This window comes from Variovorax sp. AC103 (assembly GCF_979254005.1).
In genome coordinates this window covers 94,846-119,184 of record NZ_CEEDFC010000018.1, presented here as the reverse complement: position 1 = coordinate 119,184, position 24,339 = coordinate 94,846, and the positions used below count along the sequence as shown (strand labels likewise).

The window sequence follows — 24,339 nt, the reverse complement described above, 5'->3', positions numbered from 1 at the left end:
CCATGAGCACCTACGACCTGATCCTGCGCAACGCCGACATCGCCACCGCGGGCGACCGCTACACCGCCGACATCGGCGTGCGCGACGGGCGCATCTGCGCCATCGCGCAAGACCTTGGCGCGAGCGCCGCCCGCGAAATCGACGCGGCCGGCCGGCTCGTCACGCCGGGCGGCGTGGACGGCCACTGCCACTTCGACCAGCCGACGGGCGACGGCTCGCGCTTCGCGGACGACTTTCTCTCCGGCACGCGTTCGGCGGCCTGCGGCGGCACCACCACCGTGCTGCCGTTCGCCGCGCAGCAGAAGGGCCACAGCATCCAGGAGGCGGTGGACGACTACCACCGCCGCGCCGAGGGCAAGGCGGTGATCGACTACGCCTTCCACCTGATCGTGGCCGACGCCACGCGCGACGTGACGCAGCGCGAGCTGCCCGCATTGATCGAGAAGGGCTACACCTCCTTCAAGATCTACATGACCTACGACGATCTCAAGCTGGACGACCGCCAGATCATCGAGGTCCTGGCCACCGCGCGCCGGCACGGCGCCATGACCATGATCCACGCCGAGAACAGCGACTGCATCGCCTGGCTCACCGAGCAGTTGCTCGACGCGGGGCTCACGGCGCCGCGCTACCACAGCAGTTCGCGCCCGATGGCGGTGGAGCGCGAGGCCACGCACCGGGCCATCGCGCTGGCCGAACTGGTCGACACGCCGATCCTGATCGTCCACGTCTCGGGCCGCGAGGCGATCGAGCAGATCCACTGGGCGCGCGGACGCGGCCTGCCGATCCATGCGGAGACCTGCCCGCAGTACCTGTTCCTGAGCGCCGAGGACCTGGGCATCGACCCCGACGATCCGATGCACGGCGCGCGCTGCATCTGCAGCCCGCCGCCGCGCGACAAGGCCAACCAGCAGTTCATCTGGAACGGGCTGTCGAGCGGGCTGTTCACCATCTTCTCGTCCGACCATGCGCCGTTCAACATGGGCGGCACCGACGGCAAGCGCGTGGCCGGCGACGACGCGTCCTTCGACCGCATTCCGAACGGCATTCCCGGCGTGGAAACGCGCTTGCCGCTGCTGATGAGCGAGGGCGTGCTCAAGGGGCGCATCGACATCCACCGCTTCGTCGAGCTCACGTCCACCAACCCGGCGCGGCTGTACGGGCTGTACCCGCGCAAGGGCACCATCGCCGTAGGCAGCGACGCCGACTTCGTGGTCTGGGACGTGTTCGCCCCGGGCCAGGAAAAGCTGCTCACCAACAGCATGCTGCACCATGCCGTCGACTACACGCCCTACGAAGGCATGGCGCTGCGCGCGTGGCCGGGCGTGACCGTGTCTCGCGGCCGCGTGGTGTGGCAGGACGGCGCATTCCTGGCCGAGCCCGGCTCGGGCCAGTTCCTGCCTTGCCTTCGGCCGCGCGCGCCGAACGACGGCAATCCGCTGGACAAATGGCTCTGAGCCTGCAGGGCAGCGCCGCGAGGCGGCCCTGATAAGCTCTGCCGCCCCTGTGGCCCCTTGGCTTTTCTCGCAGCCTTCCTTGCGGCCTTCCCCCTTTTTCGCATGCCCAGCCTTCCCAGCCCCACGCAGCCCGCCACCATCACGATCGCTCCCCTGGAGGTGCGCTCCGCCAGCCTGGCCGAGCAGGCCTACGAGCGGCTGCGCACGCTGATCCTCGACCGCCAGATCTCGGCCGGCAGTCCGCTGCAGGAGGCGCGGCTGGCGGAAGACCTGCGCATCTCGCGCACGCCGATGCGCGAGGCGCTGGTGCGGCTGGCGGGCGAGGGCCTGCTGGTGCGGCGCGACGCGCGTTCCTACGCCGTGCGCGCGCTCGGAACCAAGGAGTACTTCGACTGCATGCGTGCGCGCGAGGTGATCGAATGCGAGGGCATCGCGCTGGCCGTCGGAAAAATCACCGACGCCGAAATCGACACGCTCGAAACCGACATCCAGGCGCTCGATGCCGGCGAGCACACCGAGACCGAGCACTGGCACTTCGACGACCGTTTCCACCTGCTGATCGCCACGGCCAGCGGCAACGTGGTGTTTCCGCGGCTGGTGGAAGAGTTGCGTGTCAATGCGCGGCTGTTCCGCCTGCACAGCCCGTTGCACAGGCAGCCGGAGAACCACGACGAGCACGGCGAGATCGTTCGCGCGTTGCGCGCACGGGACGCCGAGCGCGCCCGCACCGCCATGCGCGAGCACCTGCGAAGCCTGCAGGAAGACGTGAGGCGCGCCCTGACCGAGTGACGGGTGCCTCAGGCGTCCAGGTGCCGCGCCGTGTGCGCGGCAATGGCGTCGACGATCTGCGGCCACATCGGAATCGGCAGCGCATGGCCCATGCCCGCGATGCGCAGCAGCTTGGCGCCGGGAATCGCATCGGCCACGTCGACGCCGCAGGCCACCGGCACCAATGGATCGGCCTCGCCGTGGATCACCAGCGTGGGCACCTGCACGTCGTGCAGCGCGGGCTTGCGGTTGCCCGAGGCCAGGATGGCTGCGAACTGGCGCGCCACGCCGGGCGGGTTGAGTCCGCGCAGGAACACGAGCTGGGCCCGCTCGGTGTCGCGCGCCTCGTCGAGCGGAAAGTCCGCTGTACCGCGCAGCACGCGCCACACGTTGGCGTAGTGCGGCAGGTAGGCCTCGAAGGTGGTCGGCGAAGGCGCGAACAGCACCGCCATCGCCTCGGGCGTGGGCGGCGGCAGGGCCGGGTTGCCGGTGCTCGACATGATGCTGGTGAACGACAGCATCCGGTGCGCATGGTGAATGCACAGCTCCTGCCCGATGGCGCCGCCCATGGAGGCGCCCACGACGTGGGCGCGCGCGATGCCCAGCGCGTCGAGCAGCCCGACGCAGTCGCCGGCCATGTCGCGCAGGGTGTAGGGCACCTGCAGCGGCCGGCCGGCCATGGCCTGGTGCATCAGCAGCTGGATGTCGGGCACGCCGAGCTCGGTCAGGTAGCTCGAGTGGCCGATGTCGCGGTTGTCGAAGCGGATCACGCGATGGCGGCCGGCTTCGGCGAGCCGCGCGCAAAACGCGTCGTCCCAGGCGACCATCTGGGCGCCGAGGCCCATGACCAGCAGCAGCGGCGTGGCGGCCGGGTCGCCGAAGCTGTCCCAGGCGAGTTCGATGCCGTTGACGCGCGTGCGCCGCTCGACCGGTGGCGGGGCTGCTGCTGGGGGCATGGCGGCGGGTTCCGGCTTACTTGCGCTGCAGCAGCTTGGTCACTTCGTCCACGTTGGACTGGATGCGCTGGCGCACCACGTCGAACGCATCGGCCTGCGACTTGGCCGCGAGGTTGGCGAGTTCCTTGATGTCGTCGATGGCGCGCTGGAACGACTGGCGGCCGAGTTCGTCGAGCTTGGCGAGGTTTTCCTTCGGGTCCTTGCCCGGCATGCCCTTGGCGGCGCTCTGCCATTCGGTGATGGCGTGCTTGATCATCTCGGTCTGCCGCTGCACCACGGTCTGCAGGCCCTGGTAGGACTTTTCGTTGGCTTCCATGACCGCCTGCAGGTCCTTGCGGCCGCTGTCCAGCAGCTTGCCGGCGCCGCCGGTCAGGTTGAGGTTCTGCAGCCGGTCGGCCATGCCCTTCAGCGGATTGAGCATGTCCGCGGCGTTCGGCATCGCCTGCTTCGCGCCGGCGGTGCTCTCGCTGCTAGAGGGGGTCTTCTTGGCGGCGGCTTTCTTGGCAGTGGCCATGGTGCGCAATCTCCTGTGTCGGGTGAACGGATGGGTGGCTGGAACCTGCCTTGCGGCCGGAGTCCCACGCCACGATACGCCGCACAGGGCCGCCCGCGCCTGTCGCCCGGACAAAAAATCCTGCGGGGTTTCCCTCGGATGCGGGGCGACCGCCCCGCGTGCCGTTTACATCGGTGGCGCGAAGCCGTCGCGCCCGGCCGTGACGCGCAGCGCCGTGGGCGTGCCGTTCTTTTCCTGCGCATTCACCATCACCTTGGCGCCGGGCACGAGCAGTGCGTCGGTGCCGGGGCGGAAGGTGACCACCGGAGCGTCGGGCGGCACGATGACGGTCTTCTCGCCGCCCTTGTAGGTCAGGCGCATCTGCTGCCCGCCGCGCACCGACTTCGGCGCCGCGGCCAGGTCGGCGACGGTGGCGTTGGTCATCGTGCTGTCGGGCATCAGGTCCCAAGGCCTGTGGCCTTCACCCGTGCCGCGCGCGGCCTCGGGGAACACCACCACTTCGATCGCCTTCTGGGTGCCGTCGGGCTGCGGCATGGCGGCGGTGCCGATGAAGCTGCCGCGCTTGATGTCGGACAGCTTGATGCGGTAGACCTCCGACACCGGCATGTCGGCCGGGCGTGCGAGGCTGACGACCTCGCCGCCGCGGTCCTGAACGACGAGGGTCTTGGCGTCTACGCGCACGATGGTGCCGCGGATGCGCACCGGGTCGGCGTTCTGCGCGGCGGCAAGGACCGGGACGCTGGCCGTGGCGACGAGTGCGGCTGCGGCAAGCAGGGCCGAGGGGATTCTGGAGTGCGTGAGCGACATGGGCGGGGGCTTCCGTGGTTGGGTGCGAACCAATGTACGCCTGTGCGGCAGAACGCGCTTTCCGTGATGTGGGATACCCGAGCGATTGGCGGGCCCGGGCGCCGCGTCTACAATCCGCCGTTCCGAGGAGCGTTGCAGCGCCGTCAGGCGTGAGGCTCGGACCACATCGCAACCACGCTCATCCGCTGTTCTCGCGGTGAGTCCTTTTTCCGTCAGACCCCCGAACGCAGTGGCATCTTTCAAACCAGTTTTGGAGTTCTCATGAGCGCTGTTCTCAAGCCCACCCCCGTGTCCACCGCCGACCAGGCGATTGCCGACCTGTCCCTCGCCGCCTGGGGCCGCAAGGAAATCCGCATCGCGGAAACCGAAATGCCCGGCCTGATGGCCATCCGTGAAGAGTTCTCCAAGGCGCAGCCGCTCAAGGGCGCGCGCATCACGGGTTCGATCCACATGACCATCCAGACGGCCGTGCTGATCGAGACGCTGCAAGCCCTGGGCGCCGAAGTGCGCTGGGCCTCGTGCAACATCTTCTCGACGCAGGACCACGCCGCCGCCGCCATCGCCGCCGCCGGCACGCCGGTGTTCGCCATCAAGGGCGAGTCGCTCAAGGACTACTGGGACTACACCCACGCCATCTTCGACTTCGGCCCCAAGGGTTCGAAGGGCGAAGGCCCGAACATGATCCTGGACGACGGCGGCGACGCCACGCTGCTGATGCACCTGGGCCAGCGCGCCGAGAAGGACCTGGGCGTGCTCGCCAACCCGACCAGCGAAGAAGAACGCATCCTCTACGCCGCCATCAAGGCCAAGCTGGCCGTGGACGGCACCTGGTACACCCGCAAGGCCGCCGAGATCATCGGCGTGACCGAGGAAACGACCACCGGCGTGCACCGCCTGAACGAGATGTCCGCCAAGGGCACGCTGCAGTTCCGCGCCATCAACGTGAACGACTCGGTCACCAAGAGCAAGTTCGACAACCTGTACGGCTGCCGCGAATCGCTGGTGGACGGCATCAAGCGCGCGACCGACGTGATGATCGCCGGCAAGGTGGCCTGCGTGGCCGGCTACGGCGACGTGGGCAAGGGCTCGGCCCAGGCACTGCGCGCACTGAGCGCCCAGGTGTGGGTGACCGAGATCGACCCGATCAACGCCCTGCAGGCCGCCATGGAAGGCTACAAGGTCGTGACCATGGAGTACGCCGCCGACAAGGCCGACATCTTCGTGACCACCACCGGCAACAAGGACGTCATCACGCACGACACCATGGCCGCCATGAAGGACCAGGCCATCGTCTGCAACATCGGCCACTTCGACAACGAGATCGACGTCGCGTCGATCGAGAAGTACGAGTGGGAAGAAATCAAGCCGCAGGTCGACCACATCACCTTCCCGGACGGCAAGAAGATCATCCTGCTGGCCAAGGGCCGCCTGGTGAACCTGGGCTGCGGCACGGGCCACCCGAGCTTCGTGATGTCGTCGTCGTTCGCCAACCAGACCATCGCCCAGATCGAGCTGTTCACCAAGCCCGACGCCTATGAAGCCGGCAAGGTCTACGTGCTGCCCAAGCACCTCGACGAAAAGGTGGCGCGCCTGCACCTGAAGAAGGTCGGCGCCATGCTGACCGAGCTGACCGACTCGCAGGCCGCCTACATCGGCGTGAGCAAGAACGGCCCGTACAAGCCCGACACGTACCGTTATTGATAGCGCAATGAAAAACCTCCGTGCTTCGCACTGCGGTGCGAGCTTGCTTGGGGCGGCCCGGCGCTTCGCTCATGCGCGCTGATCAACTGTTGGTGGAGCGCGGCATGGCCGCGTCGCGTTCGCAGGCCGTGCGGCTCATTGCCGGCGGCATGCGCTGGCGCGACGCGGGCACGAGCGACGCGTGGCGCCCGGTCGTCAAGAACAAGGACGAAGTGCCCGAATCGGCCGAGCTCGAGCTCGCCGATGCGGCCGAGGCCCGGTATGTGTCGCGCGGCGGGCTCAAGCTCGAAGGCGCGCTCGCGGTGAGCGGCGTCGACCCGGCCGGCAAGCTGTGCCTCGACGTGGGCCAGTCGACCGGCGGCTTCACCGATTGCCTGCTGCAGCGCGGCGCTGCGAAGGTGGTCGGCGTCGACGTCGGCCACGGGCAGCTGCATGCGAAGTTGCGCGAGGACGCGCGCGTGGTGGCCATCGAGGGTGTCAATGCGCGTGCGCTGTCGGCGGACGACCTGCATGAAGACGGTGACGAGGACGCAGAGCCCGAGGCGTCCGAGCAGCCCGCCGATCCGCGTTTTGACCTGATCGTCGGCGACCTGTCGTTCATTTCGCTCACGCTGGTGCTGCCTGCCGTGGTCGAGTTCCTGGCCGACGACGGCCAGTTGCTGATGCTGGTCAAGCCGCAGTTCGAACTGCAGCCCGGCCAGGTCGGCAAGGGCGGCATCGTGCGCGACGAATCGATGTATCCGGTGGTCGAGAAACGCCTGCACGACGCCTGCGAGGCACTCGATCTGCGTGTGCTGCGCTGGTTCGACAGCCCGATCGCCGGGGGCGACGGCAACCGCGAGTTTTTCATTCATGCCGTGCGCGCTGCCAAGGCGAGCGACGGTTCCTAAGGAGACGCAGGTGCGCCTTCCGCTGAGTTTCGAATTCTTCCCGACCAAGACGCCCGAAGGCGCGGTCAAGCTGCGCGCCGCGCGCCAGCAGCTGTATGTGCGCAAGCCGCAGTTCTGCTCGGTCACCTACGGCGCGGGCGGCTCCACGCACCACGGCACCTTCGGTGCGGTGCAGGAGATCCTGTCCGAAGGCGTGGACGCCGCGAGCCACTTCTCGTGCATCGGCGCCACGCGCGCCACGGTGCGCGAGCAGCTCGGCGAGCTCAAGGCCATGGGCGTGAAGCGCCTGGTGGCGCTGCGCGGCGACCTGCCCAGCGGCTATGGCATTGGCGGCGAATTCCAGTACGCGAGCGACCTCGTGGCCTTCATCCGCGAGGAAACCGGCCGCGATTTCCACATCGAGGTGGCCTGCTACCCCGAGATCCATCCGCAGGCCCGCTCGCCCGAAGCCGATCTGCAGGCCTTTGCCGCCAAGGTGAAGGCCGGCGCCGATTCGGCGATCACGCAGTACTTCTTCACGCCCGAGGCGTACTTTCGCTTCGTCGACGACGCCCGCAAGCTGGGCATCGACACGCCGATCGTGCCGGGCATCATGCCGATCACGAGTTCGACGCAGCTCATGCGCTTCTCGGACGCCTGCGGCGCCGAGATCCCGCGCTGGGTGCGCCTGCGGCTGCAGGCCTACGGCGACGACACCGCGTCGATCAAGGCCTTCGGCCTCGACGTGGTGACCGACCTGTGCACGCGCCTGCGCGACGGCGGTGCGCCGGCGCTGCATTTCTACACGATGAACCAGTCGGCGGCGACGCTGGCTGTGCTGGAGCGCCTCGATTGAGAGGGGGCGCGGCAGGCGCGGCCGCCTCGTTGCGCGGGGCGCTTCGCCTCGTCTTCGTGGCGGCGAGCTGTGCGCTCGCCGGCTGCGCCATGCCGCCGGCCACGGACGCCGAGGGCGGCAAGCTGCAACCGCTGCCGCGCGCGCTGGCGGTGCCGCCCGGTGCCGCGCCACGCTCCAACGTGCCGTCGGTGCGCTACGACCTCGCCGTCTCTGGCGCTGACGAATTGACGCCGGACGACGGCGTGCCCGGCGACGCCGGACCGCGCGACATCTTCGAGCGCGGCGGCGCCTCGTGGTACGGCATCCAGTTCCATCAGCGCAAGACCGCCAGCGGCGAGCGCTTCGACATGACCGCCATGACGGCGGCGCACAAGACCCTGCCTTTCAATACGCGCGTGTGCGTGCGCAGCCTCGTCAACGGCAGCGAGGTGCTGGTGCGCATCAACGACCGCGGCCCCTATGCGATGGGCCGTGTGATCGACCTGAGCCGCGCCGCGGCCGACCGCATCGGCCTGACCGGCCTGGGCATCAAGCAGGTGGCACTGACCGTGGTGGACCACGACGGCATGCGTTGCGGTGGCTTGCCGGTGGAGGCGGGGGATGCGCAGGCGCCGGTGGCGTCGGCGGCCGAGCCGCAGCAGCGTGCCAGGGTGCAGGTGCCGGCGCGGCGCAAGGCGCTCGTTCCGGCGCGTCAGCGCAGATAACTCAGTGAACGAAGTCTGCGGGGTTCGGGCTCAGCCGCCCGACTCGAGCGAGAAGGTGGCGTTGCGGTCCTGTCCCAGGCGCTCCGCCAGCTGGGGCAGCGCCGCTGCGAGCAGCGGCTTGAGCGTGTAGGGCGGATTGATCAGGAACATGCCGCTGGCCGGCAGGCCCGGTCGCTGCGTTTCGCCGGAGGCGGCGTCCTTGGTGATCTTGCTCGACTTGACCGTCAGCGTGGCGTGCAGCCACGACTTGCCGGCCTTGGTCGTCATCGTCTTCAGGCGGCGCGGCAGGTCGTGCGCCTCGGGGCGCGGAATGATCGGGTACCAGACCGCGTAGGTGCCCGTGGCGAAGCGCTTGAGCGCCTCGGCGGCGAAGTCGAGCACGCGGCCGTAGTCGGTCTTCATCTCGTAGCTCGGGTCCATCAGCACCAGCGCGCGGCGCGAGGGCGGCGGCAGGAATTTGGTGGCGCTGCCGAACCCGTCCTCGTTCATCACGGCGATCTGCCGGCCGGCCTCGAGCTGGGCGATGTTGGCGTCCAGCGTGCGCGAATCGGTCGGGTGCAGCTCGAACAGCTTGAGCTTGTCGTGGTCGCGCAGCAGGTGCTGCACGATGAACGGCGAGCCGGGGTAGACGCGTGCGCCGCCGTTGGGGTTGAAGTCGCTGATCACGCTCAGGTAGCGGGCGATGGCGTCGGCCAGCGGGGCTTGCGCCTCGGGCGCTACCTTTTTGGTAGCGGACTTCGCAGCGGGCGCGTGCGTTGTGGGCTCTTTCTTGCCTGAAAGAAGGCGCAGGATGCCTTCGGCAGCCTCGCCGCTGGTGCCCGCATAGTCGCCGTCGAGGCGGTACAGGCCGGCGCCGGCGTGGGTGTCGACGACCGTCAGGGCTGCCTCTTTTTCAAGCAGGTGATCGAGCGTGGCAATCAACACCGTGTGCTTGAGCACGTCGGCGTGGTTGCCGGCATGGAAGGCGTGGCGGTAACTGAACATAGGGTGGGAATGGTAACGGTGTTGGGGCGCGCATATGCAAATTTGCCAGCGCAAGGCCGTTCTTTATATAATCGAGGGCTTCGCAGCGTTTTTGTAGCCCCGCGGCGAAGTCTCCCGAACCGTTTTGCGGTGCGGGGTTCACCCACCTAAGAGATTCCCATCAGAGGAACGCCGACCGTGGAAAAGGGCTCGCCAAACCCTCTTTTCAAGAGAAAAACTCATGACCAAAACGTTCAGCGCCAAGCCCGCTGACGTGACGCACGAGTGGTTTGTGATTGACGCGACCGACAAGGTCCTCGGACGAGTAGCCAGCGAAGTTGCTCTCCGTTTGCGCGGCAAACACAAGGCCATTTACACGCCTCACGTCGATACCGGTGACTTCATCGTCATCATCAATGCCGCGCAACTGCGCGTCACCGGCGCCAAGTCGATCGACAAGGTGTACTACCGTCACTCGGGCTACCCGGGCGGCATCAGTGCCACCAACTTCCGCGACATGCAATCCAAGTTCCCGGGCCGTGCCCTGGAAAAGGCCGTCAAGGGCATGCTGCCCAAGGGTCCGCTTGGCTACGCGATGATCAAGAAACTCAAGGTCTACGGTGGCGCAGAGCACCCGCATACCGCCCAACAGCCCAAAGTGCTGGAACTGTAAGGAGCCTTGAGAATGATTGGTGAATGGAACAATGGCACCGGCCGTCGCAAATCCAGCGTCGCCCGTGTGTTTCTGAAAAAAGGCACCGGCAAGATCACGGTCAACGGCAAGGACATCCAAGAGTTCTTCGGCCGTGAAACCTCGATCATGATCGCCAAGCAGCCCCTCGCGCTGACCAACAACCTCGAAGCTTTCGACGTGATGGTCAACGTGAACGGCGGCGGCGAATCGGGTCAAGCCGGCGCCACGCGCCACGGCATCACCCGTGCGCTGATCGACTACGACGCAACGCTCAAGCCCGTGCTGAGCCAAGCCGGCTTCGTGACGCGCGATGCGCGTGAAGTCGAACGTAAGAAGGTCGGTCTGCACTCCGCCCGTCGTCGCAAGCAGTTCAGCAAGCGCTGATCTGTTCACTGCGAACACAAAGCCGCCCTCGGGCGGCTTTTTCAATGCGAGGGCCGTCCTCGGGCGGCTTTTTCAATGCGAGGGCCGTCCTCCGGCGGCTTTTCCCATGCAAGGGCCGCCTTCGGGCGGCTTTTTCGTTGCCCGCGACGCATCCGACCCCACTTGCATTGGGGTGCACGCCACACCCCGCCTGCCGAAATTGCGGCATTGCAGTAGCATTGGTTCCATTGGCCGCTTGTTCGGCCCCAAGGAGTTATCACCCCATGAGCGCCGTAGCCGAAAACATCCAGACCCAGATGCCAGAGCCCATCGTCTTCACCGACAGTGCGGCAGCCAAGGTGGCCGACCTGATCGCCGAAGAAGGCAACCCCGACCTCAAGCTGCGCGTGTTCGTCCAGGGTGGCGGCTGCTCCGGCTTCCAGTACGGTTTCACGTTCGATGAAATCACGAACGAAGACGACACCACCATGACCAAGAACGGCGTGTCCCTGCTGATCGACGCCATGAGCTACCAGTACCTGGTGGGTGCCGAGATCGACTACAAGGAAGACCTGCAAGGCGCCCAGTTCGTCATCAAGAACCCGAACGCCACCAGCACCTGCGGCTGCGGATCGAGCTTCTCGGCCTGATGCCCGGATGCTGCTGACCCAGCCTCCCCAGAAAGCCGCCTCCGGGCGGCTTTTTCGTTCCCGCTTCTTTTTCTGCGCTTGCCCATGACCTCCGAGGCTGAAACCGCCCCCGCGCCTGTAGATCCCGTGCGCAAGAGCCTGCTGTGGCTCGTCGCCGTCGGCTTCTTCATGCAGACGCTGGACGCGACCATCATCAACACGGCGCTGCCGGCCATGGCCGCGAGCCTGGGCGAGAGCCCGCTGCGCATGCAGTCGGTGGTGGTGGCCTATGCGCTCACGATGGCGATGCTGATTCCCGCCTCGGGCTGGATCGCCGACCGCTTCGGCACGCGGCGCATCTTCTTCTGCGCCATCGTGCTGTTCGCCGCCGGTTCGGTGCTGTGCGCGTTGTCGCACGGCCTGGGCCAACTGGTGGCGGCGCGCGTGGTGCAGGGCCTGGGCGGCGCGCTGCTGCTGCCCGTGGGGCGCCTGGCGCTGCTGCGCACGGTGCCGCGCGGAGAGTTCCTCCAGGCCATGAGTTTCGTGGCCATCCCGGGCCTCATAGGTCCCTTGCTGGGCCCCACGCTGGGCGGCTGGCTGGTGCAGTACGCCTCCTGGCACTGGATCTTCCTGATCAACGTGCCCGTGGGGCTGCTGGGCTGCCTCGCCACGCTCAAGTACATGCCCGACCTGCGCGGCGCGGTGCAGAAGCGCTTCGACAGCGTCGGCTACGCCATGCTGGCCTTCGGCATGGTGGCGATCTCGCTGGCGCTGGACGGCGTCTCCGAGCTGGGCCTGCGCCAGGGCGGCGTGATGGTGGTGCTGATCTTCGGCTTCGCCAGCATCGCGGGCTATTGGCTGCGCGCCTCGCGCACGCCCGAGCCGCTGTTCGCACCGTCGCTGTTCCATGTGCAGACGCTCAGCATCGGGCTCATCGGCAACCTGTTTTCGCGCCTGGGCAGCAGCTGCATGCCGTTCCTGGTGCCGCTGCTGCTGCAGGTGTCGATGGGCTACTCGCCGGTGCGCGCCGGGCTGATGATGCTGCCGATCGCGCTGGCTGGCATGGCCATGAAGCGCTTCGCCACGCCGCTGATCACGCGCCACGGCTATCGCCGCGTGCTGGTGGTCAACACCATCCTCGTGGGCTGCACCATGGCCAGCTTCGGCCTGACGGCGCCGGGCCAGCCGATGGCGCTGCACGTGCTGCAGCTGCTGGCGTTCGGCGCGGTCAATTCGCTGCAGTTCACCGCCATGAACACCATCACGCTGAAGGACCTGGACGGCAGCATGGCCAGCAGCGGCAACAGCCTGCTGTCGATGGTGCAGATGCTGGCCATGAGCCTGGGCGTGGCCGCCGCGGGTGCGACCCTGGCGGGCTACAACGGCATCTTCGGCTCCGACTCTGCGGCGCACACGCTGGACGCCTTCCAGGCAACCTTCGCGAGCATGGGGCTGATCACGGTGGCCTCGGCGTTGATCTTCTGGCACCTGCCGTCGGAATCGCGGGCGGCGCACCCGGCACAGCCGGAGGTGTCCGGCCAGGGCTGACGCGGATTCAGGCGGGGTAGATCGCGCCCAGCACCCGCGCGCCGCGCGCGCCCGTCACGCTGGCGAGGTTGCCCGGCTCGCGCCGTATTGCGGCGCGCGCCAGCCAGGCAAAGGCTGCGGCCTCGACCTGCTGGGGCGGCAGGCCGTGCTCGGTCGACGCCACCACGTCCACGTCGGGCAGCATCGCGCGCAGGCGCCCAAGCAGGTGGTCGTTCAGTGCTCCGCCGCCGCAGACGATCAGCAGCCTGCTCTCTTTTCCGTAGCGCAACAGGTCCGCTGCACAAGCGTGAGCAGTCAATTCGGCCAGCGTCGCCTGCACATCGGCAGGGGCCATCGCCGTGGTGCCGAGCTGTGCGGCCAGCCAGGTCGGGTTGAACAGGTCGCGCCCGGTGCTCTTGGGCGGTGCCTTGGCGAAGTACGCGTCGGCCTGCAGCAGCGCGAGCAGCTCGGGCAGCACCTGTCCGCTGGCCGCCCACTGGCCGCCGCGGTCGAAAGGCTGGCCCTGGTAGGTCTGGCACCAGTGGTCCATCAGCGCATTGCCCGGGCCGCAGTCGAAGCCGCGCACGAGGGCGCCCTCGGGTGCGTTGGCGGCCGGCAGCAGGCTCAGGTTGGAGATGCCGCCGATGTTCAGCACCGCGACGCTCTCGTCCGGGCGGGCGAACAGGGCGCGGTGAAATGCCGGCACCAGCGGCGCGCCCTGGCCGCCGGCGGCGAGGTCGCGGGTGCGGAAGTCGCCGACCACGTCGATGCCCGTCAGTTCGGCCAGCAGGGAGGGGTTGTTCAGCTGAACCGTGTAGCCCACCTCGTCGAACTCGAGCGGCCGGTGGCGCACGGTCTGGCCGTGCGCGCCGATGGCGGTGATCGCCCCGGCGGCGATGCCGCTGTCCGCCAGCAGCTGCTGGACCACGCCGGCATAGGCCCTGGCCAGCCCGTTGCCGGCCAGGGCCGCGCGGTGCAGTTCGTTGTCGCCGGGCGTGTTCAGCGCCATCAGTTCCGCGCGCAGTGCGACGGGAAACCCGGCCGTGGCGTAGGCCTGTACCGCGATGCGGCCGCCGGAGAACTCGGCGAGCACGCCGTCCACGCCGTCGAGCGAGGTGCCCGACATCAGGCCGATGAAAAGTTCGGCGGCCATCCGTGGATCGGTGCTGAAAAAACTCAGTCGGCGCTGGCCTGAATGACGGAGAAGGCCGCCGCCAGCTCGGTGCGCGCACCCACGGCGATGCGCTCGAAGGCCGGACGCAACGCCGCGGTGATCGGCGCGCCGCCTTCCTGCGCGATGGAAGCCGGGTCCTGGTAGACGCCGCCCACGCGGAATTCGAAGTGCAGGTGCGGGCCGGTGGCCCAGCCCGTGGAACCCACCGCGCCGATGGCCTGGCCCTGGCTGATGCTCTGGCCGGTCTTGACGTCGATGCGGCTCAGGTGCGCATACGCCGTCTGCTGGTTGTTGCGGTGGTTGATGATGATGATGTTGCCGTAGCCGTTCTGCGTGCCCGCAAAGTCGACCGTGCCGTCGCCGACCGAACGCACCGAGGTGCCCGTGGGCGCCGCGTAGTCGATGCCGTTGTGCTGGCGCCAGCTGTTCAGGATCGGGTGCATGCGCATCGCGAAACCGCTGGACACGCGCGAGAACTCGACCGGCGTCGCCAGGTAGGCCTTGCGCAGGCTGTCGCCGTTCGGGCGGTAGTAGCTGCCCTTCTGGTTCGCGCCCGGGGGCTGGAACCAGACGGCCTGGTGGATCCTGCCGTTGTTCTCGAACTCGGCAGAGAGCACGCGGCCGCTGCGCAGTGCCTGCCCGTCGGCTTCGAAGGTCTCGTAGACCACGGCAAAGCGGTCGCCCTTGCGCAGGGCGCGCACGTCGACGTCGCCCGCGAAGATGTCGGCCAGCTGGCTCGCCACCGCATCGGGAATGCGCGAATCGTCGGTGGCGGCGAACAGCGAGGTGCGGATGGTGCCGCTGGCCAGGCGCGTGCCGGGGGTGAGCGCGTCGCGCTCGGTCACGCCGGCGAAGCCGGTGGGCGTGCGCTCGATGACGAAGCGCTTGAAGCCGCCGTCGCCGTCTGGAATCCAGCGGGCGCTGAGCTTCTTGAGCTGGTTTTCCTGCGTGGCCTCGGCCGTGACGGTGCGGCCGGCCCGCGAGAACAGGGCGTTGCGCGCGTCGGCGCTGCCGCGCACGAAGGCGGTGGCGGCGGGGTCGGCGATGCCCAGGCGCTTCAGCAGGGCCTCGGCCGTGTCGCTCGAACGGGTGACGTCGGTGCGGAACAGCGTGAAGCTGAAGTTTTCCAGCGACGCGCCCTGGTCGGCGAAAGACACGGGTGCCGTCGCTTCGAGGATCTGCTTCACCGGGAGGTCGGACGCGTCCGGGCCGAGCGATGCCACCGCAAGAGTACCGGCGCTCAGCAGGGCGGCCGCGATGACCGCGGTGATCTGCTTGGGGTACGTCCGGAAGGTATAGGCCACGCGAGAAGCAAGGAGCTCCTCGGCGGCAAGAATGCCGTTGATCAAACTTTGAATTCCAGCTCAGGTTCTGCAAAACCGTGCAGCAAGGCCCAGTACGTTCAGGGCGGCAGCAGACGGTGCGGAAGAAGCGCCGCTTAGAATTCGGCGCTTGAAAAGTCGGGCTGAGTATAGCTTCGGCACCCCCAAAGTCAGCTAAAAAAGCCCATGAACGCCGAATCTGTTACATCCAATACCCTCTCAAATAGTGTAGGACGCGCGCTCGAAATATCCCTCCGGGGCGCTGACGAGCTCCTGCCGCAGGACGAGTGGGTGCGCAAGCTGCAGCGCTCGGAAGCCACCGGAACCCCCCTGCGCATCAAGCTGGGGCTGGACCCGACGGCGCCGGACATCCACATCGGCCACACGGTGGTGCTCAACAAGATGCGGCAGCTGCAAGACCTGGGCCACCGGGTGATCTTCCTGATCGGCGACTTCACCAGCACCATCGGCGACCCCTCCGGGCGCAACAACACGCGCCCACCGCTCACCCGCGAGCAGATCGAGGCCAACGCCCAGACGTACTACAAGCAGGCCAGCCTGGTGCTGGACCCCGAGAAGACCGAGATCCGCTACAACTCCGAGTGGAGCGACCCGCTGGGCGCGCGCGGCATGATCCAGCTGGCCGCCAAGTACACGGTGGCCCGCATGATGGAGCGCGACGACTTCAACAAGCGCTTCAAGGCCGGCCAGTCGATCTCGGTGCACGAATTCCTCTACCCGCTGATGCAGGGCTACGACTCGGTGGCGCTCAAGAGCGACCTCGAACTGGGCGGCACGGACCAGAAGTTCAACCTGCTGGTCGGGCGCCATCTCCAGCAGGAATACGGCCAGGAGCCGCAGTGCATCCTCACCATGCCGCTGCTGGAAGGGCTCGACGGCGTCGAGAAGATGTCCAAGAGCAAGAACAACTACATCGGCATCAGCGAAGACGCCAACACCATGTTCGCCAAGGTGCTGTCGATTTCCGACGACCTGATGTGGCGCTGGTACACGCTGCTGAGCTTCCAGTCGCTGGAGCAGATCGCGGCGCTGAAGGCCGAGATCGCGGCCGGGCGCAACCCGAAGGACGCCAAGGTGGCGCTGGCCAAGGAAATTACCGCGCGCTTCCACAGCGCGGCGGCGGCCGAGACGGCCGAGCAGGACTTCATCAACCGAAGCAAGGGCGGCGTTCCGGACGAGATTGCCGAAGTGTCGCTGTCGGGCGCACCGCTGGGCATTGCCCAGCTGCTGAAGCAGGCCAACCTGGCGTCTTCGGCGGGTGAAGGCAACCGCCTGATCGAAGGCGGTGGCGTCCGGGTCGATTCGGTGGTGGTCAGCGACAAGGCGCTGAAGCTGCCGGCCGGCAGCTACGTGGTGCAGGTCGGCAAGCGCAAGTTCGCGCGCGTGACGCTGAGCTGACCCCAGCGGTCGAACAACCGGTCAACGCACCTCGATGGTGACGCGCCGGTTGCGCGGCTCGTCCACCTCGTCGGCGGTCGGCACGGCCAGTTCGCGTTCACCGCGCCCCACGGCCTCGATGCGGTTGGCCGGGAACTGGCGTTCGATGAAGAGCTGGGCCACTTCCTGTGCCCGGCGGCGAGAGAGCAGGTCGTTCTGTTCGCCGTTGCCTTTGGTGTCGGTGTGGCCCGTGACCACGATGTCGCTGCCGCTGCGCGCCAGCGCCGCGGCCATCGCCTCGGTCATGACCTGCTGCGAGGCGGCCGTCAGCGTGGTGCCCCCGAGCTCGAAGTAGACGGTGTAGCGCTGCGGAAGGGGCGGGCGCATGTCGAACAGCGGCTTGTTGTCGGCCTGGAGCTTGGCTGGATCGACCTGGTCCACGACCGGGGCGCCACGTGCACCCACGGCAGCGGTGGCGCGCTGGTAGGCGGTGGAGAGCGTTTCCTCCCCGTCCTTGGCGCGCACCACCACGGCGGAGGGCTTGCCGTCGGCCTGGGGCAACAGCACCACCCGCGTGCCGGGCGTGGAGCAGGCGGCCAGCAGCAGGGCCATCAGCGCGGTCCCGAGCAGGGATGCGCGGCGAAATTTCAGGGATATCGTCTTCATGGCTGGCCGTCCGCCTGCACGATGAAGTCGGTGCCGCGAATGCCGATGGTGGCCGTCTGCGTCTCGACCCGCACCGCGTCGGGGTTGGTCTTGCCGATCAGGCCCGTGATCATGCGCATCGAGCCGCGCAGCAACGACAGCAGCATGCCGCCTTCGTGCGTCGTGGCGTCGAAGTGGAACTCCTTCAGGTCCAGCCGCGACGACGGGCCGACCACCAGCGTGGTGTCGTCGCGCAGCACCACCGACGCCGAGGAATCGGGGCCGGTCACGATGCGGTCGACCGCGCCGACGGGGTCGCCCGGACTGGCGGCGCGCGTGGCGCCCGAACCGCTGAGCAGTTGCACGTTGCCGCGCACGGACTTCACGAAGCCCGCCTGGAGGTCTGCCTTCGCAGCGGCCGCCACGGGGGCGGGCGCAGGTGCAACCGCTGCCGGCGCGGCTGGCGTCGGTGTCTGGGCTTGGGCCAGCGCGGCCGAGCCGACAATGGCGAGGCCGCACAAGGCGGGCAGGAAGTTTTTCATCATCTGAAGCTGGTTCCTTTGCGAAAGAATGTGTCGCAAGAGTCAGAAATATTAGGGCGAAGGCGTTACATATGGACACGGCGCCAATAATTCAGCCGGCTCTTGCGGCCTTTTACCGCTTTTCGCGTGGCGTATTGCCCAATTTCCCGATGGATTTCGCATGACGTTCTCACCCAAGGCGCTGCTTCGTGTATCCGTGGCCGTCGCGCTGCTCACCATTCTGCTCAAGGGCTACGCAGGCTACCTCACCCATTCGATGGGCCTCATCTCCGACGCGATGGAGTCCTTCGTCAACCTGGCCAGCGCCATGTTCGCGCTGGCCATGGTGACCATCGCGGAGCGCCCCGCCGACGACGACCATCCCTACGGCCACCACAAGGCCGAGTACTTCTCCTCGGGCTTCGAAGGCATCCTGATCGTGGGCGCTGCCATCGCAATCCTCTGGGTCTCGGTGCAGCGCCTGATGGCCCCGCAGCCGCTCGAGCAGGTGGGCTGGGGCCTGGCGCTGTCGGTGGTCAGCTCGGGCTTCAACGCGGGGCTGGCCTACGTGCTGTTCCGCGCGGCACGCGTGCACCGCTCGATCGCGCTGGAGGCCGACGGGCGCCACCTCATGACCGACGTCTGGACCTCCGCCGCGGTGGTGGTCGGCATCGTCGGCGTGCAGCTCAGCGGCTGGCTCTGGCTCGACCCGCTGCTGGCCATCGGCGTGGCGCTGAACATCGTGCGCGAGGGCGTCAAGCTGGTCTGGCGCTCTTCGCAGGGCCTGATGGACGAAGCCCTCGACCCCGAGACCCTCGCCACCGTGCGCGCCACGCTGGCCACCTTCGTCGCCCGTGTGCCCGAGGGCCCGCAACTGCGCTTCGACGACATGGTGACCCGCAGCGCGGGCCAGCGCCGCTTTGCCGACCTGCACATGCACGTGCCCGGCGACTGGACCCTGCTGCATGCCGCCCACATGCGCGACCAACTCGAACAGGCCCTGATGGACGCCGTGCCGGGCCTGCGCGTCACCATCCAGCTGCTGCCCCTCACCATGGAAGCCCGCGCCACCCAGGCCGGGGAACATCACGCCTCATGAAAGCTGTTCTGCAACGCGTGTCGAACGCACGCGTCGACATTGCCGGGCGCACCGTCGGCGCCATCGACGCGGGCCTGCTCGTGCTGCTGTGCGCCGAGCGCGGCGACACCGACGCGCTGGCCGACCGCATGCTCGCCAAGATCCTCAAGCTGCGCATCTTTTCCGACGACGCCGGCAAGATGAACCGCAGCGTGCAGGACATCGGCGGCGGCCTGCTGGTGGTGAGCCAGTTCACGCTGGCGGCCGACGTGAGCGGCGGCAACCGCCCCAGCTTCACCCAGGCCGCGCCGCCCGACGAAGGCCGCAGGCTCTACGACCACTTCGTGGCGCAGGCGCGCGCCGCGCACCCAGTGGTGGCCACCGGCGAGTTCGGCGCCGACATGCAGGTGCACCTGCTCAACGACGGCCCCGTCACCATCCCGCTGCAGATGACGGCGTAGCCGCCGGCGCGCCGGTGTCGTCCATCGACGCCAGCACCTCGCGCAGGTAGTCCATCACCGCCACCGCCGCGTGCGACGGATGCCGGTCGGGCATGGTCAGGATGTACAGCGCATTGCCCAGGCCCTCGGGCTCCCATTGCGGCAGCACCTGCACCGCGCGGCCTGCCTGCAGGTCGTCGGTCATCGCGTAGCAGGGCAGCAGGCCGATGCCCGTGCCCGCCAGCACCGCGCTGCGCAGATAGGGGAAGTGCTCGGTCTGCAGGTTCAGCTTCAGCCGCAGCTCGCGGCGCTGCGTGCCGCGGTGCATCGGCATCATGAAATGCCGCTCCGGCCCCGGCACGTACAGCACGACGCACGCGGCCAGGTCTTCCGGCTCGGCAATCGCCGCCTGCGCCGCCAAGTACGAGGGCGCGGCATAGAGCCCCCAGCGGATCGCGCAGATGCGCCGCGCCACCTGGTCCAGCGGCGGCTCGGAGGTGATGCGCAGCGCCACGTCGATCTCGCTGCCGATCAGGTCGAACACCCTGTTCGAGAACAGCACCCGCAGCGACACCTCCGGGTGCGCGCGCTGGAACTCCAGCAGGCGCGGTCCCACGAAGAACTCGCCCAGCCCGGTCGGGATGCTGATGCGTACGTGCCCGCGTACCGTGCGGCCCAGGCTGTCGATGGCCGCGCGCGCCGATTCGACCTCGGCCAGCATGCGCAGCCCGTGCTCGTACAGCGTGCGCCCCTGCTCGGTGGGCGCCAGCCGGCGGGTCGTGCGGCGCAGCAGCGTGGCGCCGACCTGCCGCTCCAGGCTCTTGAGCTCCTTGCTGATCTGCGAGCGCGTGACGTCGCGCCGGCGGGCGGCCTCGCTCAGGTTGCCGGCGTCCACGATGTCCACCAGCGTGCGGATCAGGTTCAGGTCCAGGCTCATCGGAGCGATTGTCGACTCTGCGGATACAGAGTGAGTCGGTGAATGGGAATTGTAGGGAGCGAGGTGAACGATAAAGATCGAAGCCACCCGATTCCCAGGAGACAAGACAGCCATGGCGACAGACAACATATTCAAGGACGGCCTGTTCGCCGGCCAACGCGTGCTCGTGACCGGCGGCGGCACCGGCCTGGGCTTCGCGATGGCCGAGCAACTGGCCGCGCTGGGTGCCGAGCTGCACCTGTGCGGTCGCCGCGCCTCGGTGCTCGAAGAAGCCGCGCAGCAGCTGCGCACCCGCTTCGGCGTCACCGTCGGCACCCACGTGCTCGACATCCGTTCCCCGCAGGCGGTCGACGACATGATGGAAACCATCTGGACGCGCCACGGCCCGCTCGACAGCCTGGTCAACAACGCCGCCGGCAACTTCATCAGCCGCACCGAAGACCTGTCGCCCAACGGCTTCCACGCCATCTCCGACATCGTCTTTCGGGGCACCTTCTACGCCACGCAGGCCGCGGGCAAGCGCTGGATCGCGGCCGGCCGGGGCGGCAGCGTGCTGTCGATCGTCGTCACCTGGGTCGCCACCGGCGCGCCCTTCGTCGTGCCCTCGGCCATGTCGAAGGCCGGCATCGACGTCATGACCAAGTCGCTGGCGGTGGAGTGGGGCCCCAAGGGCATCCGCCTCAACGCCATCGCGCCCGGCGTGATCCCGACCGCCGGCGCCTCGGGCCGCCTGCGCCCGGTCGACAGCCAGGAGAACGCCATGGCCAGGCAGAACCCCACGCGCCGCCTGGGCGAAGGCGGCGACATCGGGCGCCTCGCGGCATTCCTGCTGGCGCCGCAGAACAGCTGGATCAACGGCCAGACCCTCACGCTCGACGGCGGCGACGCGCTCGCCAACGGCGCGTACTTCACCCAGTACCAGGAATGGAGTGACGCCGACTGGCAGGCCGCGCGCGAAAAGATCCAGGCCCTGAACGCGTCCGACAAGGCGCAGCGCGGCGCCGCATGACGACCACCCCCGTGAAGCCCGAGTTCCACTTCGAAGGCCGCGTGCTCGACGCCGACGCGCAACTGGCGCGCGGCGCGCGCCTGGCCGGCGGCCTGCTGCGGCTGGGCCTGCGCGAAGGCGACGTGCTGGCCGTGCTGCTGCGCAACGACGAAGTGCAGGTCGACGTGGTGCACGCCTGCCGCCAGGCCGGCATCTACTTCTGCCCGATCAACTGGCACTTCACGCCCGACGAGGTCGGCGTGCTGTTGCACGACAGCGGCGCGCGCGCCCTGCTGGTCCACGGCGACCTGCTCGACGCGGTGGCGCGCGCCGTGCCCGACGGCGTGGCGCTGCTGGCCGTCGGCGAGGCGCGCACGCCCGGCGCCCGGCCCTACGAAAGCTGGCTGGCCGCGCAGGCGCCGTACGACGGCCCGCGCGTGTCGCCGCGCGGCCACATGGCCTACACATCGGGCACCACGGGGCGGCCCAAGGGCGTGGTGCGCCATCCGATCCCCGTGGCCGAGCTGGAGACCCGCCAGGCCCGCCTGCGCGAAGTGGTCGAACTGACCTTCGGGCTGCGCGCGGGCTGCCGTGCGTTGCTGCCCGCGCCGCTGTACCACAGCGCCCCCAGCCTGTTCCTGCAGAACGCGCTGTTGCTGGCCGAGCGCGTGGTGCTCATGGCGCGCTTCGACGCCGAGGCGCTGCTCGCCGCCATTGCGCAGCACCGCATCGACACCGTCTACCTCGTGCCCATCATGTACGTGCGGCTGCTGCGACTGCCGCCGGCGGTGCGCGCGCGCTACGACCTGACGTCGCTGCGCTTCGTGGCCTCCACCGGCGCGCCCTGCGCGCCCGACGTGAAGCGCGCCATGATCGAATGGTTCGGTCCGGTGATCCACGAGACCTACGCCTCGAGCGAGGCCGGCATGGTCACTTCCATCGGCGCGGCCGAAGCCCTGGCGCGCCCCGGCAGCGCCGGCCGCCCGGTGCTCGACGCGCAGGTGCGCATCCTCGACGAACACGGCGCGGCGCTGCCCACGGGCGAGGTCGGCCTCATCTACGTGCGCCAGCCGGCTTACCCCGACTTCAGCTACCGCCACGACGACGCCGCGCGCCGGGCCATCGAGCGCGACGGCTTCATCAGCCTGGGCGACATGGGCTACCTCGACGCCGACGGCTACCTCTATGTCTGCGATCGCGCGTCGGACATGGTGATTTCAGGTGGCGCGAACATCTACCCCGCCGAGATCGAGCACCGCCTGCTGGCCTTTCCCGGCGTGGCCGACTGCGCAGTGTTCGGCGTGCCCGACGCCGAGTACGGCGAGCGCCTGCACGCCGTGGTCGAGCCCGTGCCCGGCGTCGTGCTGGACGCCGCCGACTTGCGCGAATGGCTGCAGGCCACTCTGTCGTCGTTCAAGGTGCCGCGCAGCATCGAAATGGCTGCGCTGCCGCGCGACGACAACGGAAAGATCGCCAAGCGCCGGTTGCGCGACAAGCACTGGCAGGGCCAGGCCCGCCGCGTCTAGCAGACCCCTTTCGCATCCCCCTCAAGAAAAAAGACTGGAAGAGACATGAAGAAAACCCTCCTGCGCGGCATCGCGCTCTCGCTGTCCTTGCTCGCGGGGCTGGCCGGCTCGGCCCGCGCCGACTACCCCGACCATGCCGTGAAGCTCGTCGTGCCCTACACGCCGGGCGGCTCGGCCGACCTTGTCGCGCGCGCGCTCGCGTCCGAGCTGGCCAAGGAAATCGGCCAGGCGGTGGTGGTCGACAACAAGCCCGGCGCCAACACCATGGTGGCTGCCAGCGCCGTGGCGCGCGCGCCCGCCGACGGCTACACGCTGCTGCTGGCCAGCAGCGCGAGCATGGTGCTCAACCCGCAGCTGTACAAGAAGATGAGCTACGTGCCGCAGAAGGACTTTCGCGTGCTGGCCGTGGCGGCCGAGGCGCCGCTGGTCGTGGTCACCAACGACAAGGCGACGCCGCGCACGCTGAAGGAGTTCCAGGCCTATGCCAAGGCCAATGCCGGGCGCCTGAACTACGGCTCGGTCGGGCTGGGCAATCCGCTGCAGCTGGCCACCGAAATGCTCAAGAGCGAATTGCAGATCGACCTGGTGCACGTGCCCTACAACGGCAGCGCGCCCGCGCTGGCCGCGCTGCTGGGCAACGACACGCAGCTGATGGTGGACGTGGTCAGCACCTCGCTGCCGCACATCCGCGCCGGCAAGCTGCGGGCGCTCGCGGTCACGGGCAGCGAGCGGGTGAAGTCGTTGCCCGATGTGCCCACGGTGGCCGAGGCCGGCTTCCCCGGCTTCCATGCCGCCACCTGGTTCGGCGTCGCGGTGCCGGCGGCCACGCCGGCCGCGGTGTCGGTCACGCTGCAGGCGGCCGTTCACAAGGTGATGCAGGGCGCCGCGTTCCGAAGCCTGGTCGAGGCGCAGTCGCTGCTGGTGCAGTCGCCGCGCACCGACGCCGAGCTGAACCAGTACATCGAGCGCGACCGCACCAGCTGGGGCAAGGTGATTCGCGAACGCAACATCACGCTCGAATGAGGCCGGGGCCGGGCCTTCAGTAGGGGCTGCGAATGCCCATTTCCGCGAGGATCTCGATCTCGTAGGCTTCCATCTCGTCGGCATCGGCCTCGCTGGTCTCGTGGTCCCAGCCCTGCGCATGCAGGGTGCCGTGCACCAGCAGGTGCGCGTAGTGGTGGGCCAGGGTCTTGCGGTTTTCCTTCGCCTCGCGCGCCACCACCGGTGCGCACAGCACCAGGTCGGCCATCACCAGCGGGCTTTGCGCGTAGTCGAAGGTCAGCACGTTGGTCGCGTAGTCCTTGCCGCGAAACTCGCGGTTCAGGCGCTGGCCTTCGTCGGCATCGACGATGCGCACGGTGATCTCGCCGTCGATGTCCAGCGCATGGCGGATCCAGCGCGTCACGCTGTGGCGCGGCAGGGCGATGCGGTGGCGCTCCACGCCCTTGAAACGGCCGAACTGCAGCGAGAGCGACAGCGCCGGAAGCCTGGATGCCGCCATC

Annotated in this window: 26 protein-coding genes and 1 riboswitch; of the genes, 16 read left to right on the top strand and 10 right to left on the bottom strand. The window is 68.4% G+C overall.

The window, feature by feature from the left end:
• The first annotated feature begins 2 nt into the window (after nucleotides 1-2).
• Together hydA and AC0IYU_RS24195 are read left to right on the top strand one after the other, a co-directional pair.
• Nucleotides 3-1,457, top strand: a complete 1,455-nt coding sequence (gene hydA / locus AC0IYU_RS24200; RefSeq protein ID WP_472121956.1) for a dihydropyrimidinase — start codon at nucleotides 3-5, stop codon at nucleotides 1,455-1,457.
• Between the two features lie 102 nt (nucleotides 1,458-1,559).
• Nucleotides 1,560-2,246: a GntR family transcriptional regulator gene (locus tag AC0IYU_RS24195; RefSeq protein ID WP_472121953.1), complete on the top strand. Its 687-nt coding sequence runs from the start codon at nucleotides 1,560-1,562 to the stop codon at nucleotides 2,244-2,246.
• Nucleotides 2,247-2,254: 8 nt separating this feature from the next.
• Here the strand turns inward: AC0IYU_RS24195 and AC0IYU_RS24190 are convergent, their stop codons facing one another.
• The 3 genes from AC0IYU_RS24190 to AC0IYU_RS24180 all read right to left on the bottom strand — a co-directional run bounded on the left by AC0IYU_RS24190 (nucleotide 2,255) and on the right by AC0IYU_RS24180 (nucleotide 4,502).
• Complete coding sequence (locus tag AC0IYU_RS24190; RefSeq protein ID WP_472121950.1) at nucleotides 2,255-3,181, bottom strand: alpha/beta fold hydrolase; 927 nt, start codon at nucleotides 3,179-3,181, stop codon at nucleotides 2,255-2,257.
• A 16-nt stretch (nucleotides 3,182-3,197) separates the two neighbouring features.
• On the bottom strand, nucleotides 3,198-3,695 hold the full coding sequence (gene phaP / locus AC0IYU_RS24185; RefSeq protein WP_472121947.1) for a TIGR01841 family phasin: 498 nt from the start codon (nucleotides 3,693-3,695) through the stop codon (nucleotides 3,198-3,200).
• Nucleotides 3,696-3,860: 165 nt separating this feature from the next.
• Complete coding sequence (locus tag AC0IYU_RS24180) at nucleotides 3,861-4,502, bottom strand: hypothetical protein (protein ID WP_472121943.1); 642 nt, start codon at nucleotides 4,500-4,502, stop codon at nucleotides 3,861-3,863.
• A gap of 118 nt (nucleotides 4,503-4,620) precedes the next feature.
• A riboswitch (S-adenosyl-L-homocysteine riboswitch) is annotated at nucleotides 4,621-4,689 on the top strand.
• A gap of 74 nt (nucleotides 4,690-4,763) precedes the next feature.
• Here AC0IYU_RS24180 and ahcY point away from each other — a divergent pair.
• From ahcY to AC0IYU_RS24160, 4 genes are all read left to right on the top strand, one after another.
• Nucleotides 4,764-6,203 carry an adenosylhomocysteinase gene (ahcY, locus tag AC0IYU_RS24175; RefSeq protein WP_472121941.1) on the top strand — a complete coding sequence of 480 codons (1,440 nt, stop codon included), beginning with the start codon at nucleotides 4,764-4,766 and terminating at the stop codon, nucleotides 6,201-6,203.
• A gap of 71 nt (nucleotides 6,204-6,274) precedes the next feature.
• Nucleotides 6,275-7,093, top strand: a complete 819-nt coding sequence (locus tag AC0IYU_RS24170; RefSeq protein ID WP_472121939.1) for a TlyA family RNA methyltransferase — start codon at nucleotides 6,275-6,277, stop codon at nucleotides 7,091-7,093.
• 10 nt (nucleotides 7,094-7,103) lie between these two features.
• Nucleotides 7,104-7,928: a methylenetetrahydrofolate reductase [NAD(P)H] gene (gene metF, locus AC0IYU_RS24165; protein WP_472121936.1), complete on the top strand. Its 825-nt coding sequence runs from the start codon at nucleotides 7,104-7,106 to the stop codon at nucleotides 7,926-7,928.
• An 89-nt stretch (nucleotides 7,929-8,017) separates the two neighbouring features.
• Nucleotides 8,018-8,632, top strand: coding sequence for a septal ring lytic transglycosylase RlpA family protein (locus AC0IYU_RS24160; protein ID WP_472121933.1), 615 nt, complete (start codon nucleotides 8,018-8,020; stop codon nucleotides 8,630-8,632).
• Nucleotides 8,633-8,662: 30 nt separating this feature from the next.
• On the opposite strand, the gene AC0IYU_RS24155 is transcribed toward AC0IYU_RS24160, so the two are convergent.
• Nucleotides 8,663-9,616 carry a 23S rRNA (adenine(2030)-N(6))-methyltransferase RlmJ gene (locus AC0IYU_RS24155; protein WP_472121930.1) on the bottom strand — a complete coding sequence of 318 codons (954 nt, stop codon included), beginning with the start codon at nucleotides 9,614-9,616 and terminating at the stop codon, nucleotides 8,663-8,665.
• Nucleotides 9,617-9,836: 220 nt separating this feature from the next.
• On the opposite strand from AC0IYU_RS24155, the gene rplM reads away from it, so the two are divergent.
• The 4 genes from rplM to mdtD all read left to right on the top strand — a co-directional run bounded on the left by rplM (nucleotide 9,837) and on the right by mdtD (nucleotide 12,829).
• Nucleotides 9,837-10,268 carry a 50S ribosomal protein L13 gene (gene rplM / locus AC0IYU_RS24150; RefSeq protein ID WP_013543664.1) on the top strand — a complete coding sequence of 144 codons (432 nt, stop codon included), beginning with the start codon at nucleotides 9,837-9,839 and terminating at the stop codon, nucleotides 10,266-10,268.
• A gap of 12 nt (nucleotides 10,269-10,280) precedes the next feature.
• Entirely contained in the window at nucleotides 10,281-10,673 is a 393-nt protein-coding gene (gene rpsI, locus AC0IYU_RS24145) for a 30S ribosomal protein S9 (RefSeq protein WP_007827948.1), read from the top strand.
• 263 nt (nucleotides 10,674-10,936) lie between these two features.
• Entirely contained in the window at nucleotides 10,937-11,302 is a 366-nt protein-coding gene (gene erpA / locus AC0IYU_RS24140) for an iron-sulfur cluster insertion protein ErpA (protein ID WP_007827949.1), read from the top strand.
• A gap of 72 nt (nucleotides 11,303-11,374) precedes the next feature.
• A complete protein-coding gene (gene mdtD / locus AC0IYU_RS24135) occupies nucleotides 11,375-12,829 on the top strand; it encodes a multidrug transporter subunit MdtD (protein ID WP_472122042.1) in 1,455 nt (484 codons plus the stop codon).
• A 7-nt stretch (nucleotides 12,830-12,836) separates the two neighbouring features.
• On the opposite strand, the gene AC0IYU_RS24130 is transcribed toward mdtD, so the two are convergent.
• Both AC0IYU_RS24130 and AC0IYU_RS24125 read right to left on the bottom strand, forming a co-directional pair.
• The gene (locus tag AC0IYU_RS24130) at nucleotides 12,837-13,961 is read right to left on the bottom strand and encodes an anhydro-N-acetylmuramic acid kinase (protein WP_472121927.1); all 1,125 of its coding nucleotides are present in this window, start codon (nucleotides 13,959-13,961) and stop codon (nucleotides 12,837-12,839) included.
• A gap of 23 nt (nucleotides 13,962-13,984) precedes the next feature.
• Nucleotides 13,985-15,331, bottom strand: coding sequence for a peptidoglycan DD-metalloendopeptidase family protein (locus AC0IYU_RS24125; protein ID WP_472121924.1), 1,347 nt, complete (start codon nucleotides 15,329-15,331; stop codon nucleotides 13,985-13,987).
• Nucleotides 15,332-15,490: 159 nt separating this feature from the next.
• Here AC0IYU_RS24125 and tyrS point away from each other — a divergent pair, with 159 nt between their 5' ends.
• Entirely contained in the window at nucleotides 15,491-16,723 is a 1,233-nt protein-coding gene (tyrS, locus tag AC0IYU_RS24120; RefSeq protein ID WP_472121921.1) for a tyrosine--tRNA ligase, read from the top strand.
• 21 nt (nucleotides 16,724-16,744) lie between these two features.
• Here tyrS and AC0IYU_RS24115 read toward each other — a convergent pair whose 3' ends face one another.
• On the bottom strand, nucleotides 16,745-17,368 hold the full coding sequence (locus tag AC0IYU_RS24115; RefSeq protein WP_472121919.1) for an OmpA family protein: 624 nt from the start codon (nucleotides 17,366-17,368) through the stop codon (nucleotides 16,745-16,747).
• Nucleotides 17,365-17,892, bottom strand: a complete 528-nt coding sequence (locus AC0IYU_RS24110; protein WP_472121917.1) for a FecR family protein — start codon at nucleotides 17,890-17,892, stop codon at nucleotides 17,365-17,367. Before AC0IYU_RS24110 ends, AC0IYU_RS24115 begins: the two co-directional genes overlap by 4 nt.
• 157 nt (nucleotides 17,893-18,049) lie before the next feature.
• Between AC0IYU_RS24110 and AC0IYU_RS24105 the strand changes: the two genes are divergently transcribed.
• Nucleotides 18,050-18,967: a cation diffusion facilitator family transporter gene (locus tag AC0IYU_RS24105; protein ID WP_472121914.1), complete on the top strand. Its 918-nt coding sequence runs from the start codon at nucleotides 18,050-18,052 to the stop codon at nucleotides 18,965-18,967.
• The gene (gene dtd, locus AC0IYU_RS24100) at nucleotides 18,964-19,407 is read left to right on the top strand and encodes a D-aminoacyl-tRNA deacylase (protein ID WP_472121911.1); all 444 of its coding nucleotides are present in this window, start codon (nucleotides 18,964-18,966) and stop codon (nucleotides 19,405-19,407) included. Before AC0IYU_RS24105 ends, dtd begins: the two co-directional genes overlap by 4 nt.
• Here the strand turns inward: dtd and AC0IYU_RS24095 are convergent.
• On the bottom strand, nucleotides 19,379-20,317 hold the full coding sequence (locus AC0IYU_RS24095; RefSeq protein WP_472122039.1) for a LysR family transcriptional regulator: 939 nt from the start codon (nucleotides 20,315-20,317) through the stop codon (nucleotides 19,379-19,381). The genes dtd and AC0IYU_RS24095 overlap by 29 nt on opposite strands.
• 133 nt (nucleotides 20,318-20,450) lie before the next feature.
• Between AC0IYU_RS24095 and AC0IYU_RS24090 the strand changes: the two genes are divergently transcribed.
• Genes AC0IYU_RS24090 through AC0IYU_RS24080 form a run of 3 tightly spaced genes read left to right on the top strand, consistent with a single transcriptional unit; the run spans nucleotide 20,451 to nucleotide 23,860 of the window.
• On the top strand, nucleotides 20,451-21,332 hold the full coding sequence (locus tag AC0IYU_RS24090; protein ID WP_472122036.1) for an SDR family oxidoreductase: 882 nt from the start codon (nucleotides 20,451-20,453) through the stop codon (nucleotides 21,330-21,332).
• A complete protein-coding gene (locus AC0IYU_RS24085) occupies nucleotides 21,329-22,837 on the top strand; it encodes an AMP-binding protein (protein WP_472121908.1) in 1,509 nt (502 codons plus the stop codon). Before AC0IYU_RS24090 ends, AC0IYU_RS24085 begins: the two co-directional genes overlap by 4 nt.
• A 45-nt stretch (nucleotides 22,838-22,882) precedes the next feature.
• Nucleotides 22,883-23,860, top strand: a complete 978-nt coding sequence (locus AC0IYU_RS24080) for a Bug family tripartite tricarboxylate transporter substrate binding protein (RefSeq protein ID WP_472121905.1) — start codon at nucleotides 22,883-22,885, stop codon at nucleotides 23,858-23,860.
• Between the two features lie 16 nt (nucleotides 23,861-23,876).
• On the opposite strand, the gene ybeY is transcribed toward AC0IYU_RS24080, so the two are convergent.
• Nucleotides 23,877-24,338 carry an rRNA maturation RNase YbeY gene (gene ybeY / locus AC0IYU_RS24075; protein ID WP_472121902.1) on the bottom strand — a complete coding sequence of 154 codons (462 nt, stop codon included), beginning with the start codon at nucleotides 24,336-24,338 and terminating at the stop codon, nucleotides 23,877-23,879.
• Nucleotide 24,339 lies beyond the last annotated feature (1 nt).